This is a genomic window from uncultured Gimesia sp. (assembly GCF_963976445.1).
Classification (GTDB): domain Bacteria; phylum Planctomycetota; class Planctomycetia; order Planctomycetales; family Planctomycetaceae; genus Gimesia.
In genome coordinates this window covers 17,826-32,459 of record NZ_CAXBKP010000029.1, presented here as the reverse complement: position 1 = coordinate 32,459, position 14,634 = coordinate 17,826, and the positions used below count along the sequence as shown (strand labels likewise).

The window sequence follows — 14,634 nt, the reverse complement described above, 5'->3', positions numbered from 1 at the left end:
ATGACTCAGACAACAAAACAGAAAAAAAAGACAACCAAAACCCGTTTCGATCAGTTAGGACTGAATGACGAAATCTTAAAAAATCTCAGCGAGGCAGGGTATGAAACCCCCAGCCCGATCCAGGCTGAGCTGATTCCGATCGCCGTCACCGGCCAGGATTGTATCGGACAGGCGAGAACCGGAACCGGTAAGACAGCCGCCTTCTCACTCCCCGTACTGCAGCAAATTGATCTCCGACGACCGGGCATGCAGGCTTTGATCCTGGCTCCCACTCGAGAATTGAGTGAACAGGTCGCGACAGAAATTCGCAAATTAAGCGGTTCCAAATCGCTGAATCTGGCGGTGCTGGTGGGTGGCAAACCTGTTCGCCCCCAGGAAAATCAATTGAAAAAGGGAGCCCAGATTGCTGTCGGGACTCCGGGACGCGTGATCGATCATATCAATCGCGGGAATCTCAAACTGGGTCAATTAGGTTTTATGGTCCTGGATGAAGCAGACCGTATGCTGGATATCGGCTTTCGCCCCGATATTGAAAAAATCCTGCGGAAGTGTCCGAAAGAACGACAGACCCTGCTGCTATCCGCAACGCTACCCCCTCCGGTCGAACGTCTGGCACAACGCTACATGCAGAATCCGGTGATGATCGACCTGTCTGATGACAAGGTCAGTGTGGACGCTATCGATCAGTATTACGTCACGGTCGACCCGAATCGCAAAATCAAACTCCTCTCGCGGCTGCTGTTTCAGGAACGCCCCAAACAGACGATCGTATTCACCCGCACCAAACGTGGTGCCGATAAGCTCGATCGCATCTTTTCCAAGAAACTCAAAGACGTCGCCGCGATTCATGGTGACTTACCGCAGACGAAACGGGATCGTGTTCTCAAAAATTTCCGTGAAGGAAAAATTCGTCTGTTGATTGCCACAGACGTGATGGGACGCGGCATTGATGTCAGTGGGATCTCGCACATCATCAATTTCGATATCCCCGAATTCAGTGACGATTATGTGCACCGAATCGGGCGGGTCGGCCGGTTATCTTCCGATCAGAAAGGCGCCGCGTATACCTTTGTGGCCCCCGATGAAGGAGAGCAGTTGACTAATATTGAAAACCGGATTAATCATATGATTTCCGAATTTCGTATCGATGGTTTTGAAGCGTATAAGCCGCAAAAGCCTCGCAAGGAAATCGAGACGGTGTCACATCTCGGCTCGACTGAGCACTTAATAAACCCTGACTTCGGTGACTTTTAATCGACGAGCTTCCCGCAGGTATCACTGCTTAATCGAGCTTGATGCCTGCGTTTGAAGAAACGCTTCAATGCGGGGCAACATAATTTCGTGGGCATCTTCAAACACATAATGTCCTGCGTCGGGAATGCGTAGCGTTTCTGCCTGGGGAAACCGGCGTTCGAATTCGTCCAAAAAGTTGGTCGTAAAACACCAGTCCTTCTCGCCCCAGATCAAGAGCATGGGATGGTTTTGAAACTGTTCAAGACCCTCTTCCACATGCTGCAGCGTCGCGTAGCTGGGATGGGAAGGCTTCAGCGGAATGTCTTTCACAAACTGGTGAACCGCGACCCGATTCTGCCACGAGTCGTAAGGTCCGAGGAAGCCGGCTTTGACTTCATCTGTCATCCGGTCCCGTTTATTCACCGCCATGGAAACGGCGGCTCCCGAAAACAGGTTTAGCCCTCGCACGCCCAAGGCTCCCAATAAGGGTATTCGGCAGACCGCAATCCGTAGCGGAATCGCTTGGGAACGAAAGGCCGCTGTATTCATCAGCACAAACCGCTGAAAATGTGCAGGCAGATCGACGGCGGCGCCCATGCCAATCGCACCGCCCCAGTCATGGGCGAACAGCGTGATGTTCTGCAGATCCAGTTCCTGAATCAACGTTTTCAGATTGTTAATGTGTGTTTCCAACTTGTACGAGTAATCCTGCGGCTTATCGGACAAGCCACACCCCATATGGTCGACGGCGATCACACGATAGTGGGCCGAAAGCTGCTTCACCAGCCGTCGCCAGGCAAAACTCCAGGTTGGATTTCCATGAACCATCAACAGCGGTTGCCCCTGGCCTTCATCCAGATAGTGGTATTGATGGCCGTCGATCTTCAACCAGTGAGATTCAAACGGATATTCATTTTTGATCTGATCACGAAAATTCATGCAAACGTCTTTAATCAATGATATTCTGAATGGCTGAAAAACAGTCCTGTGAACGATGTTTCTGATTCGATAATGTTGATTTGACTACCTTATCGAGATTCGACATTTCTGGCGAGTGAACGATCCAATGCTTTTAAAAACCGCTCCAGATCGTCTCGCTGATGGGCACAAGTGACAGAAACCCTGAGGCGAGATGTCCCCTCGGGAACCGTCGGAGGCCGAATGGCACCGACCAGGAAGCCAGCTTCCTGCAATTCTGCCGCAACGTTCATGGTCACACCAGGGTCTTGTAGAATGACCGGAATGATCGGCCCTGCAGACGAGGGGATCGTGACGTTGGTACGCTGCTGAAGTTCGTTCCGCAGAAAATCCGCCCGCTCACTCAATACACGCCGCCGTTCCGGTTCAGCCTGAATGATCTCCAGTGACTTGCAGGCCGCAGCACAAATCGCGGGGGGCAGGGCCGTTGAATAGATTTGTGTCCGCACCCGATTCCACAACCAGTCGATCAGATCAGACGCACCAGCCACAAAACCGCCCATGGCTCCGACCGCTTTACTGAGTGTACCAATCCGAATCGTCACACGATGTTCGACGCCGAGTTCTTCCGCCAGACCTCTACCGGAAGCCCCCCAGACGCCGGTGGCATGCGCTTCGTCAATGATCAGAATCGCCTGAAATTTCTCAGCCAGATCACAGAGTGAAACCAGCGGAGCCAGACTGCCATCCATGCTGAAGACTGAATCGGTGACGATGATTTTTTTCCCATCGCCGGTTACCTTGTCCAGTTCACGTTTCAGCTTCTCCAGACGGTCATGCCGATAGACGCGTAACCGGGCACCAGAGAGCCGACAGCCATCAATCAGACTCGCGTGGTTCAAGCGATCACAGAAAACCGTATCTTGCTCATTCGCAAACGCAGAGACGATGCCTAGATTGGCGGCATAACCGCTGGGAAACAGAATCGCCGCCTCGGTTCCCTCAAATTGTGCCAGTTGTGCTTCCAGCTTCGCATGCCATTCCGTACGCCCACTGACCAGAGCACTGGCCCGCGCGCCGACGCCCATTTCCGACAGGGCCGATGCAGCGGCGGCAATAAGACGGTCGTCATGCGCCAGATCAAGATAATCATTGCTGGAAAGATTGATCAGCGTTTGACCATCCAGCATACAGCGTCCGCCTGTGAGTGGCTTGAATGTTCTTCGTGATCGAAACAGACCCGTGTCCCGAATCTTCTGCAAGTCATCTTCAATCCATTCCGGAAGTTCAGGAGGGGACATGCTGCTTGAGACACCTGACAGAATAAAAAAAATTGGGAGTAAAACAGGCGACCGGCTCATCAACACACTGAAACCGGCCACGCTGTTTTCAAAATTTCACTCAGGAATATTTTACGTTAACGAAATGACATGATTACTGAGCCGTTCGAATCCGTCGTCCGTAATCAGGTAGTTATGCTCGATCCGCATTCCACCAATGCCTTCCACATAAACGCCGGGCTCGAGCGTGATCACATCCCCCGCCAGCAGCACATCGGTGCTTTCCGGCACGAGAATCGGTGCTTCCGGATGCCCCAGTCCCAATCCATGACCAGCGTGATGCTGGAAGTTCTCTTTATAACCGGCGTCCCAGATCGGAGCCGCGGTCGCCGCATGCACATCAGCACATTTCGTTCCCGCTTTAAGAACCGATTCGCCTCCCTGCATCGCAGCCTGGCACAGACCGAATAGCTTCTGCTGATCAGCCGTCGGTTCGCCGACACTGATCGTGTTCGTAAAGTCGCTCCGGTAACCGTGAATCACAACCGAATAATCGAGAACGAACAGATCGCCATTTTCCAGAACATGACCGGAAGGCAAACCGCCTGCTTTGGGAACCGCAGGAGTCGAAGCCCGAAAGTCACCGTAAATAATCACGGGCAGTCCCGCCGCCTGTAATACAGCCGCCTGAACTTTACGGAAGATGTCGAACTCAGTCTTGCCTGCTTCGACCACTTCCCGCGCACAGGCATGACCGGCATCACAGGCCTGCATGCATTGCTTCATCAGCGCGATCTCATCCGTATGTTTCTGCCGACGCAGTTGACGCAACACGCTACCTAATTCGAGCGTGGTATCAGTCTGTGTGACTTCCAGCTCCTGTAACGCCCCAACTGGTAGCCATTCTGCTTCGATCGCACCAGCCCGCCCCTGTAATTGAGGAACGACTGACTTCAATGCATTGAATAACGCGTGATCTCGATTCTCGACCGAATGTTTGTGATCATACCATGTTTCGATGGCTTCATGATCGACAAAGAAATCGGCAGAGGAGGACCGCAGTGTAAAGTTATCGCCGATCAACGTGACGCCTTTGTCACGATCCAACAGCAATAGCGCCCGTTCCCCCCGCGAGAAACTGCAGGGTTGCACGAGAAAGTTCGAAAGATAAAGCACATGACGCGGGTCCGCGATTAGAATCCATTCCAGATGGTCGGGAACAGCTTCCCACAGTCGTTTCTGTCGCGCCAGACAACCTTCTTTTGACAGCATTATCTTGAAGTCCTTTTAAGACGTGATTGAAAAAGTATGAATCAGCGTACCAGGTTTACTCGAAGCCTTTTTCCACCAGCCAGCGTTCGGCATCAAGAGCCGCCATACAGCCACTGCCGGCGGCTGTAATGGCCTGCTTGTAATTGTCATCGGCGACATCACCGGCGGCAAAAACGCCATCAACGTTCGTGTTCGTGCGGAAAGGAATTTTCCACTGAATGAAACCTTTGTCGTTGGTATCGATCTGGCCTTTCAAAAAATTGGTATTAGGCGTATGACCAATGGCGGCGAAATAACCGGTTGCTTCCAGTTCTTCGGTCTGATTCTCATCGACCGTGCTGCGGATACGGACCCCGGTCACTCCTTTTTCATCATTGCCCAAGACCTCGTCAATGACCGAATTCCATTTCACTTCGATCTTTTCATTGGCCAGGGCGCGATCGACCATGATTTTACTGGCGCGGAATTCATCGCGTCGATGCACGAGATAAACCTTGGAAGCAAACTTGGTCAGGAAACTGGCTTCTTCCATGGCGCTGTCTCCGCCGCCAACGACGACGAGAGGATGATTGCGAAAACGAGGCATCGCGCCATCACAGACGGCACACGCGGAAACGCCCATATTCTTGAAGCGTTCTTCGGAATCAAGCCCCAGATAATTGGCCCGGGCACCGGTAGCAATAATGACTGACAGGGCTTCGATAGGCTCGCCATTTGAAAGCGTGATCTTGAAGGGGTGTGACGAAAAATCGACATCCACCACGTCGTCGGTCACGACCCGTGTCCCAAAATTCGTCGCCTGCTGACGCATTAAGTACATCAATTCCGGTCCACTCACGCCATGCCCGAGATGCGGTACCATTAATTTTCGCTTGGGTTCGTCGATCGAATCATTCAAATACGATTCGAGGTTACCGACGGGAAAACCGGGATAGTTTTCAACTTCCGTCGTTAACGACAACTGTCCTAATGGAAGCGTCCCCTGCAGGCGATTCTCATTTGTAAAAGCCCCTTCAAAACAGAGGGGTTCCAGATTTGCTCTGGATGTGTAAATACAAGCGGCCCAACCAGCGGGTCCTGATCCAATTACGACGATTTTTTCTGGCACGTTTGGTCACCTCCTGATATGCAGACTCCCCCGGCAGAAATCAGAAAATGCGATTTCAGACAAGAGAAATTGCCAGTGGAATGGAATTCTGAAACACAGCCAGCATACGAACCTGGCGTGTGTCACAATCCTAATGAAGTCAGGGCAGGAATTCCAGAAGGGGAAAGGGCTCGTTTTTAAGCAGAGGCAGAAAATCAGGAGGGAGAAATAAAAAAAAGGTGCTTCGAATCATGTGAATGACTGAAGCACCTTTTCTGTGCTGAATGGAGCAAGTGCGGGCCAACGCTTGCCACCATCGCTGATATAGTACTATTGCACAAGCCATACCATTCAGAAACTTTTGTGCAATTTTGTCTGTAAGCCGCTTAAAATCAGGCCTTTACAACTTTATGTAGTTCCTAACAGGAAAATGGCCCCCAAAGAATGCGGTGCATAATGCAACAGGTGTTGCAATATAATACGGTGCAAAATACTACAGTCGCTGTGCCCAATCTGTTTTTGAAGAAAAGCAGACCTCAGTCTTGCGAATCAGGACTCAGTTCTCCTATTGTGGAGCCTCAACTGCGATAAAATGTCTACTATCGTAGTACGTAACTGACTTAGTTTTGGCTGTTATGCCAGACAAGTGATGTCATTTAAGGAGAGTTCCGTGTCGAATGCGTCCCCCGCACGGCCTAAAAAGTTTACGGTCCCCCGATTTCTGGCTGCTAAGGAAAAAAAGCAGAAAATCACCATGCTGACAGCCTACGATTTTCTGTCAGCAAAAATTTTGGATGAAGCTGGCTTAGACTGCCTGCTGGTAGGCGACACTTTAGGAATGGTCGTTCAGGGCAAGAGCACAACACTGCCGGTGACCGTAGATGAGATGATCTACCACGGCGAAATGGTAGCCCGCGCTGTTCAGCGGGCTCTGATCATTGTCGACATGCCTTTCATGTCGTTTCATGTCTCTCCTGCACAGGCATTGGAAAATGCAGGACGCATTCTGAAGGAGACTGGCGCAGATGCCGTCAAACTCGAAGGGGGCGTGAATCAGGCAAAGACCATCGAAGCCATCGCATCTGCCGACATTCCCGTGATGGCACACCTGGGCCTCAAACCACAATCCGTGCGTGCAATAGGGAGCATGGGCAAAATTCAACGGGACGAAGACCAGCTCATCGCCGATGCGCTGGCTGCAGAAAGAGCAGGGGCCTTCGGAATTCTGCTCGAAATGATTACCGCGCCCATCGCACAAAAAATCACGGACACCGTCACGGTCCCCACAATTGGCATCGGCTCCGGACCGGGCTGTGACGGTCAGGTACTCGTCACGCCGGATATGCTGGGAATGAATCCCGATTTTCATCCACGGTTCTTAAAGAAATACGCCAACTTCGCGGCAGAAATGACGACCGCCGTGCAAGCGTATGCGAATGAAGTCCGCGAAGGGGCATTCCCAGACGAGCCTCACAGCCATTCATAAGGCTAGTCCGACGAGGAATCAGCCGTTTATTTTGAAGACTCTGAGGGAAGCGCACGGACCCGTTTCCCCAGGCAGTTATCAATGCCCAGCACGAACATCACCCATAACGCAGAAAATCCTTCTCCCATATTGATCTTGGAGCTACCATAGCGGCGTTCTTCGAAGGTGAAGGGGACTTCCTTAAACGTACATCCCACGCGACGACAGCGATAGAGAATCTCTTCCTGAAAGGCATACCCTTTGGCCCGCAGCAAGGCGAAATCGATCTCGGCCAGTTTGGGAACGCGATAGCAACGAAAACTGCCGCTGCAGTCTCGTGATTTCAGACGCAGCAATAAACGGGCATACCAGTTGATAGCCCCACTCATAAAATAACGTTTCGGCCCCCAGCCTTCGATCTTACCGCCCGGTATATAACGCGAACCAATGGCGACATCAGCCGATTTGGTTGCTTCCACCAAATCGGGCATGAACCGTGGAGGATGGCTGAAATCAGCATCCAGATTCAATACCAGATCGTATTTGTTTTCAATCGCGTACCGAAAACCGGCGATGGTCGCGGTTCCCAGCCCTAATTTACCGGCGCGATGGATCGAATGAATCCGAGGATCGGCTTGTCCCAGCTCTTTCGCATATTCTCCGGTCCCATCTGGTGAATTATCATCTATCACCAGAATATGAGCCTCGGGCAGAAAGTTATGAATCTCCGGAATCAGCAATTCCAGGTTTTCGCGCTCGTTATAAGTGCATAATGTCACTAACAGTCGGGAAGTGTCAGAATCAGTCATCAGTTGTATCGAGCCCGGAAATTAAAAGAGGTGTTCTATTATTGTGGAGGTATCAACAACGGTGGTTGTTGACTTTTAGCAGGCTCGGGAAGAGGAATCAACGGTTCGCCCGGTGTACCGGCGTCTTTGGGAAGCGGAGGTAGAGACTGATTGTTAATCTGATTATTAAGCTGTGGTGCCCTCTGTTTCATTGGAGGCGGCGGTAAAGCCAGTGGTTTGGAAATCGGAGCTGACCGCGATGTTCCCTGTGGTTTCAGCTGCGGTTGCTGTTTGGGTGCTTCAAATGCGGGAGGACGGGTTTTCGCCGGATCGACAACATGCCCGGAAGGGCCGCCTTTCTGTGGGATCATCTGCTGTTTCCCGACTGCTGGTTTGGGATCCAGAAACGCCAGGAAATGATCACCACGCCCCGCCAGACGAGCCGCGGTTCTGAACACATCATTTGCCTGTTCTACCTGACCGTTAAAATGTAACACCACGCCAAATACAAACAGCCGTTCGGGATCACGAATATCTTTCTGAACCCACTCAGCGACCTGATGCAGCATCGAATCTTTCGCAATCAGATGATCTGGACCAAATAGTGCGCTCAGACTTTCGCCGGTCGCAGGCCAGGTAGGGTCAAGTGCCAGTCCCTGTTTAAATTCATAGGCTGCACGGTCATATTGTGTTAATGCAACAAGGGCAAATCCCTTTTTGAAATGGGGCGTCGCAAGATCTTTTGCCAGAGACGCCGCCAGCTTATAGCGATCATAGGCTCTGCGGTAATCCAGTTTCTTAAAGTATTCATCCCCTTTCACTTGATTACGCAGACTCAATTCTTTCGCGTGACGCGTGGAGGGAATGACATATCTCTGAATCTTTCTTGAGGGCTCAGGCAAATAGTTCTTGTCGTTCCAGCGATCCAGATCATTCTTTAACGCCTGGTTCAACGGCACATTGCTGGCAGCGTTGGGGTCATTCCATTGTGGATGCGCGGGCAAACTCGGAATGACGCCCGGCACATTGCTATAGGGATATACCGCCGGGGGCGAATATCCTTGACCAGGGAGAATGGGATAAAAGCCGTTTAAGGAATAACCATTGGAAAACTGGACAGGATTGCCAGCAATAAAGGCTTCCGTATTGTAATAACCAAAGCGGTTATAGAAATAGGGGCCCCACGGATCGCCATAGTAGGAATTGCCGCCAAACGAAAAGTTATAAGCAACATTCCCGGAGCGACCACTGACCGACCAACCAGGATTAGGCCACGTACGACCGTAATAACGCGGGTACGATTGGTGGTGCTGCGAATAACCGTGATGATGCCCATGTCCAGAGTGATGCCGCTGAGCGGCAACCGGTTCGGGAAGCACCATAAAGATACAAGTCGCGCTCAAAATGAGAAGATACCGCATTTGTTTTTCTCCTTTGGGCCCGACTGGAAATACTCTATCACATTATGCACGCTGAATTTGTCAAAAGCAAGGTTTGTTCAATTGATACAATCAAAAGCCTTTGACAATGACCAGGCGAGAGTGGCACCCGGAAAGTACCAGTCAGGACCGGCCGAAACTGTATAAGTTTATTTCCAGATACAACTCCCACTACCTGAGCATACTGACCAGCAGGAAAAGAGAAAAAATCAGTTGCGATTGCTTCAGAAGGTGTTGACCGGCAAAGTTTGAACAGGATTCAGGCTAGTTAGTCAAACTTTGCGGCCCTCAGTTGCAACGGACTCAAGAGTACGATATCGCAAACCATCCAACAAATAGAGCTGACAGGAACGGGTCCCTCCTCACATTAGGCATAGCCGCAACCGTCTAATACAAATCCCCCTCTGCCACACAAATATCCCAGTCTTACACATTTCAAGGGGTGTTTCTGCACTCGAACCATCGCAAATCTCTCCCAAATTAACCAACCGGTACGATGCGAATAACCCTATGAAAAATGACGTAACCTTTTTGTCTGATAATGACTTGAGACATTCAAGGGATAATAACAGCACGCCGATAATTTGTAGCAGTCGCAATGAGAATTCGCATCTGAATGATCGAAGGAAACGATTCGGATGTGAATTAGGCCAGTGCTCGCAAGAGCATCGACCGCAATCGAAATTAAGAAGATTATTGTAAAGGAATTGTAAGTCACAATTCCTTTAAGGCTCAAGCCAGCGTGAATTGATGATGTCAACTTGGACTGAAAGAAGTCCCAAAAGAAACAAAACAAAATTCGCGCCGTAAACCAATGTGTGATGTGACAAAAGAGGCACATCAATCTGTCTATGATGGTCAGGAATCGACCCAAGAAGGAGACGCTGTTCTATGAAATGGATTAGTCTGTTAAGTGCATTTGTAGTGGCATTGGGGATGAATGCCGTTGCACAAGCAGATCTTTTTGACCTTTCGCTTAATTGCGGGGCTGCAAAGAGCTGTGAATGTGCCTCGAACTGTCAACCCGAGTGTTGTAAACCCACTATTACCAAACCCTGTGAAGCCAACGTTTATACGTACCAACGTCGGTGTTCCTCAATTAAACCACCTTGCTGTGGTGAAACGGCTCCTGCTTGTTGCAAGCCTGCTCGCCGTCTGCGTGGCTGGTTCAAAAAACGCTGCTGCAATTCTGAATCTAGCTGCAATACATGCAACACCGGATGTAATACCGGCAAAGGATGCTGCACACCAGCTCCTAAAGCATGTGCCGCACCAGCTCCAAAAGCTTGCTGTGCTCCTGCTCCAAAAGCATGTGCCGCACCAGCTCCAAAGGCTTGCTGTGCTCCTGCTCCTAAAGCATGTGCCGCACCAGCTCCAAAGGCCTGCTGTGCTCCTGCTCCTAAAGCATGTGCCGCACCAGCTCCAAAGGCTTGCTGTGCTCCTGCTCCAAAAGCATGCACACCAGCTCCAAAGACCTGTGCTGCACCAGCTGCTCAGTCTTGCTGCAACGAAAAACCTTGCTGCAACGCAGATCCATGCGAAATCGCAGAATTGATCTACCAGTCTCAGACTGCTTGCTACGCCAAACACCGTCGCAAAGCAATCCACAAACTGGGTGACAAATTCACTTGCGAATGCAATCCTGAGATCATGTGTGCTTTCATCTACGCTTTGAACGACGCTGACGAACGTGTTCGTGCTAAAGCTGCTGATGAAATCGGCGACCAGCTTCGCAAGAATGACTGCTGCTGCTCACCTGAGCTGACAGCTGCTCTGACTTGTGCTCTGGGCGATTGCGACCGCAAAGTTGTTCGTGAAGCAACTCAGGCTCTGGAACTCTGTGGATACGAAGTTGTTGAAGGTTGCTGTGACACACCTTGCTGTCACACTGGTTGTGCTCCTGCTGGATGCTCACCATCAGCAGCTCCTGCAGCTCCTGCTCCAACATCAGATCCTAAGGCTTACTTCCCCAGCCGTATGCAAGACCGGAAACAGTCTCGCCGTCTGAGCGGAAACAGCCTGTCAAACCTGTTCGGCCTGATTGACTAGTTCTCAATCAAGACTTCAGTTTGACTGAACTAAAGATGAAAACGGCTTCCCAAATCGGGGAGCCGTTTTTTTTATAGTCTGAGTGAATTCAAGAATCAGGGATTGTACTTCCTCTATTCTGGACAGTATAATCCGAATTAGCTAAATTCATTGTCTTAAAGACATGAAACCATTAGACTTAAAATAAACATTCGTAAACCCTTGTATGATTTGTTAGGATAGAGCCAGCCTTCCAGCAATAACGGAAACTTAAAAATTACCGTTTCGGAAAAGTAGATTGTTACTTCCCTCCTCACCAGCGACTCACTAAAAACGAGAAGCACCCTGCCAGCGAAAAGTACGACAGACGTATTACTGTTCGAAATTGAACAAAACTAAACTGTTACCCTTAAAAGGCACTTGTTGTTTGATTCAGAAATCAAATAGTGATACCCGGACTACTGATCAACAACCGGCTTTTCAGATTTGAAGGTTCTCACCATGCGACGTCGAAAATTCCTCAAATACTGCACTGGTGTTTTAGGTGCCGTCTACGCCACTGTTCTAGCGGTGCCTGGATTAGGCTTTCTGCTTTCGACTCTCAAGCGCGGTCAACAAGAAGAGAAGACCTACCAACTGGCCAAACTGAAAGATCTGGAACCAGGAGTTCCCCAGCGATTCTCCATCATCGACCAGCGCGAGGATGCCTGGACGAAATATCCTTCTGGCCCGATCGGATCGGTCTGGATCACAAAAGCCCAGGACGGAACAGTAACCGCTTTCTCATCCACTTGCCCGCATCTAGGCTGTGTGATCGATTATGTGCCCGGCGACGAAGAATTTTTCTGTCCCTGCCATGCAGCCACATTTCAGACAGATGGTGCCATGGTCAGTGGTCCTCAGCCCCGTGGAATGGATGATTTGAAAACGTCGCTGAAGAAAGTACGCGGCGAGCAGTGGGTTGTCGTCGAATTCCAAAAATTCGAGACCGGCATTTCAGAAAAAATTCCTTTAGGCTGACTCGGCATGCCATGCCTTGCTCCTGATACCTTACTCCGTTGACGTAATTATTTTAATTTCCCATAGGGAGATGTTTCAGTGCTGTCAGAAAAAACCAAACAGTGGATCGATGAGCGAACCGGCTACAAGAAATTCTTCCATGCCATTTTTTTATTGAATTTCCCAACGAAGAGACGCTCCCGCTGGCAAAACATTTGGGGCGGGGCACTGGTTCTGCTGATGCTGCTGGAAATCATCACCGGCACACTATTGATGACGGTTTACAGCCCATCTGAAGCGGCCGCCTGGGGTAGCGTACATTACATTGAAACACAGGTAGACCTGGGCTGGTTTGTGCGTGGTCTACATCATTACGTCGCACACATGATGATTGTTGCGGTCATCATTCACATATTCCTGGTTATCATTTCAGCCGGTTATCGCAAACCGAAAGAATTTGTTTATTGGACCAGCCTGCTCATTGGAGGCGTGATTGTCGGACTCACAATTACCGGAAATCCGCTTCCCTGGGACCAGAAAGGTTACTGGTCTTATCAAATTGAAACAGGAATCGCCGGTACCATGCCGGGGATCGGTTCCTCACTCCGATCCGTCATCGTCGGCGGTAGCGAATTCGGAAATCTGACATTAACACGGCTTTATACGATTCACGTCGTCGTTCTGCCTGTAATAGCCATTCTGCTGTTTACGATTCACATGGCGTTGGTGCGTCGTGAGCGTCTGCGGACCGCGAAAATCAAAGAAGCCGCCGATGACCCGGAGATCGATTTTGAACTGGATGAAGATGACCCGGTCAAAGACGAACTCACACAACCTTACTGGCCTTACCAGACAACACGCACCCTGGTCTTAACTCTGATCCTGATCGGGATCGTGATTCTCCAGATGCTGGTTTACCCCACCCTCAAAAATCAGCATGTGGCGCCAGGACTGGCGGAGTGGGAAATGGACCTGCCTCCCAGCGAGATCAAACTTGAAGCGCCCGCCGACAGCTCAATCCCTTATATCGCGCGTCCTGAATGGTTTGTGCGGTTTCTATTTGAGCTCAGGCACATGGTTCCCAAGGAACTTGAAGTCCTGGTGACTGCCGTCTTACCAGGCGTGCTGCTTGCCATCCTGATCCTGGTTCCCTTTTATGAAAAAGTTCTGGGTGAGAAATGGGGACAACGTCTGGCGATTGCCGTTTATATGGGCGGTTTATTGATCATTTGCGGCATCAGCTGGTATGGAGTCAATCTGGAGCGAAGTGCTCCCGACTATGCCTTAAAACGTTCACAGGAAATCGCCTATGCGGCCCGTGCCTCGTGGCTGGCCAGTGAAAATGGCGTGCCCCCGGAAGGACCTGCTTCGCTCCTGCAGAATGACCCCAAATCAATAGGGCCGCTGATTTTTGCACGGCATTGCGGAGTCTGTCATACCTGGAATGGTCACGACGGAACAGGGCACTATATCATGGAAATGAAAGATGGCAAAAAGGTCAAAGCAACTCCCCGCGCTTCCGATCTGGCTGGCTTTGCGACAACCGAATGGATTGCCGAATTTCTGACAGATCCGAAAGCCCCCAGGTTTTTTGGACACCTCGGCACAACAAAAGGGGGAGATGCAATTCTGCACGGAGACATGAGCGACTGGGCTGACAGCTATGTCGGTCCTGAAGGCGTACTCTCGAAAGAAGACATCGAAGCAGTCGCGGCACTCATCGCACGCGAAGCCAAACACCGCAATGCGGAACTGGTCAGCGAATCAGTCATCAAACGCGGCGTGTCCGTCTTCAGTGGCATCGATTTCAAAGATAAATCAGGGAAAGTGGTCGACTTCGATGGTTACTGCGCCCAGTGCCACGCCATGAAAGCAGGCGACCCCGAAGAAGAGGGGGGCGGCGCTGCTCCAGACTTGAATGGCTACGGCTCATCCAAATGGCTCTCCGATTTTATTCGCAATCCGGAAGCAGAACACTTTTATGGCGAGAAAAATATCATGCCTTCATTTGAAGAATCAAAACTCTCTCAGCATGATCTGAACCTGCTCGTTAATTGGATGCGCGGCGAATGGCAGCGTCCTGAAGAGGAAAAATAACTTCACAGTTCAATCGATCAACGGGGCA

The 14,634-nt window shown here is 50.5% G+C and carries 12 protein-coding genes; 5 read left to right on the top strand and 7 right to left on the bottom strand.

Annotation, left to right across the window (positions count from 1 at the left end; genetic code table 11):
* On the top strand, nucleotides 1-1,254 hold the full coding sequence (locus tag AAC022_RS23195) for a DEAD/DEAH box helicase (RefSeq protein WP_339734950.1): 1,254 nt from the start codon (nucleotides 1-3) through the stop codon (nucleotides 1,252-1,254).
* A 21-nt stretch (nucleotides 1,255-1,275) separates the two neighbouring features.
* Here the strand turns inward: AAC022_RS23195 and AAC022_RS23190 are convergent, their stop codons facing one another.
* The 4 genes from AAC022_RS23190 to AAC022_RS23175 form a co-directional block, all read right to left on the bottom strand.
* Complete coding sequence (locus tag AAC022_RS23190) at nucleotides 1,276-2,172, bottom strand: alpha/beta fold hydrolase (RefSeq protein ID WP_339734947.1); 897 nt, start codon at nucleotides 2,170-2,172, stop codon at nucleotides 1,276-1,278.
* Between the two features lie 89 nt (nucleotides 2,173-2,261).
* Entirely contained in the window at nucleotides 2,262-3,452 is a 1,191-nt protein-coding gene (gene bioF, locus AAC022_RS23185) for an 8-amino-7-oxononanoate synthase (protein ID WP_339734945.1), read from the bottom strand.
* 111 nt (nucleotides 3,453-3,563) lie between these two features.
* Nucleotides 3,564-4,703: a Xaa-Pro peptidase family protein gene (locus AAC022_RS23180; RefSeq protein ID WP_339734943.1), complete on the bottom strand. Its 1,140-nt coding sequence runs from the start codon at nucleotides 4,701-4,703 to the stop codon at nucleotides 3,564-3,566.
* Nucleotides 4,704-4,758: 55 nt separating this feature from the next.
* Nucleotides 4,759-5,811: an FAD-dependent oxidoreductase gene (locus AAC022_RS23175; RefSeq protein WP_339734941.1), complete on the bottom strand. Its 1,053-nt coding sequence runs from the start codon at nucleotides 5,809-5,811 to the stop codon at nucleotides 4,759-4,761.
* 649 nt (nucleotides 5,812-6,460) lie between these two features.
* Between AAC022_RS23175 and panB the strand changes: the two genes are divergently transcribed.
* Nucleotides 6,461-7,276 (top strand): 3-methyl-2-oxobutanoate hydroxymethyltransferase, encoded by an 816-nt coding sequence (gene panB, locus AAC022_RS23170; RefSeq protein ID WP_339734939.1) that lies wholly within the window; start codon nucleotides 6,461-6,463, stop codon nucleotides 7,274-7,276.
* Between the two features lie 26 nt (nucleotides 7,277-7,302).
* On the opposite strand, the gene AAC022_RS23165 is transcribed toward panB, so the two are convergent.
* The 3 genes from AAC022_RS23165 to AAC022_RS23155 all read right to left on the bottom strand — a co-directional run bounded on the left by AAC022_RS23165 (nucleotide 7,303) and on the right by AAC022_RS23155 (nucleotide 10,942).
* A complete protein-coding gene (locus AAC022_RS23165; protein ID WP_339734937.1) occupies nucleotides 7,303-8,064 on the bottom strand; it encodes a polyprenol monophosphomannose synthase in 762 nt (253 codons plus the stop codon).
* A 38-nt stretch (nucleotides 8,065-8,102) separates the two neighbouring features.
* Nucleotides 8,103-9,464 (bottom strand): hypothetical protein, encoded by a 1,362-nt coding sequence (locus tag AAC022_RS23160; RefSeq protein WP_339734935.1) that lies wholly within the window; start codon nucleotides 9,462-9,464, stop codon nucleotides 8,103-8,105.
* 1,088 nt (nucleotides 9,465-10,552) lie between these two features.
* Nucleotides 10,553-10,942: a hypothetical protein gene (locus AAC022_RS23155; RefSeq protein ID WP_339734934.1), complete on the bottom strand. Its 390-nt coding sequence runs from the start codon at nucleotides 10,940-10,942 to the stop codon at nucleotides 10,553-10,555.
* Nucleotides 10,943-11,033: 91 nt separating this feature from the next.
* Between AAC022_RS23155 and AAC022_RS23150 the strand changes: the two genes are divergently transcribed.
* The 3 genes from AAC022_RS23150 to AAC022_RS23140 all read left to right on the top strand — a co-directional run bounded on the left by AAC022_RS23150 (nucleotide 11,034) and on the right by AAC022_RS23140 (nucleotide 14,606).
* Nucleotides 11,034-11,531: a HEAT repeat domain-containing protein gene (locus AAC022_RS23150; protein WP_339734933.1), complete on the top strand. Its 498-nt coding sequence runs from the start codon at nucleotides 11,034-11,036 to the stop codon at nucleotides 11,529-11,531.
* A gap of 480 nt (nucleotides 11,532-12,011) precedes the next feature.
* Nucleotides 12,012-12,530: a Rieske (2Fe-2S) protein gene (locus AAC022_RS23145; protein ID WP_339734931.1), complete on the top strand. Its 519-nt coding sequence runs from the start codon at nucleotides 12,012-12,014 to the stop codon at nucleotides 12,528-12,530.
* A gap of 78 nt (nucleotides 12,531-12,608) precedes the next feature.
* Nucleotides 12,609-14,606, top strand: coding sequence for a cytochrome b N-terminal domain-containing protein (locus AAC022_RS23140; RefSeq protein ID WP_339734929.1), 1,998 nt, complete (start codon nucleotides 12,609-12,611; stop codon nucleotides 14,604-14,606).
* Nucleotides 14,607-14,634: the final 28 nt, after the last annotated feature.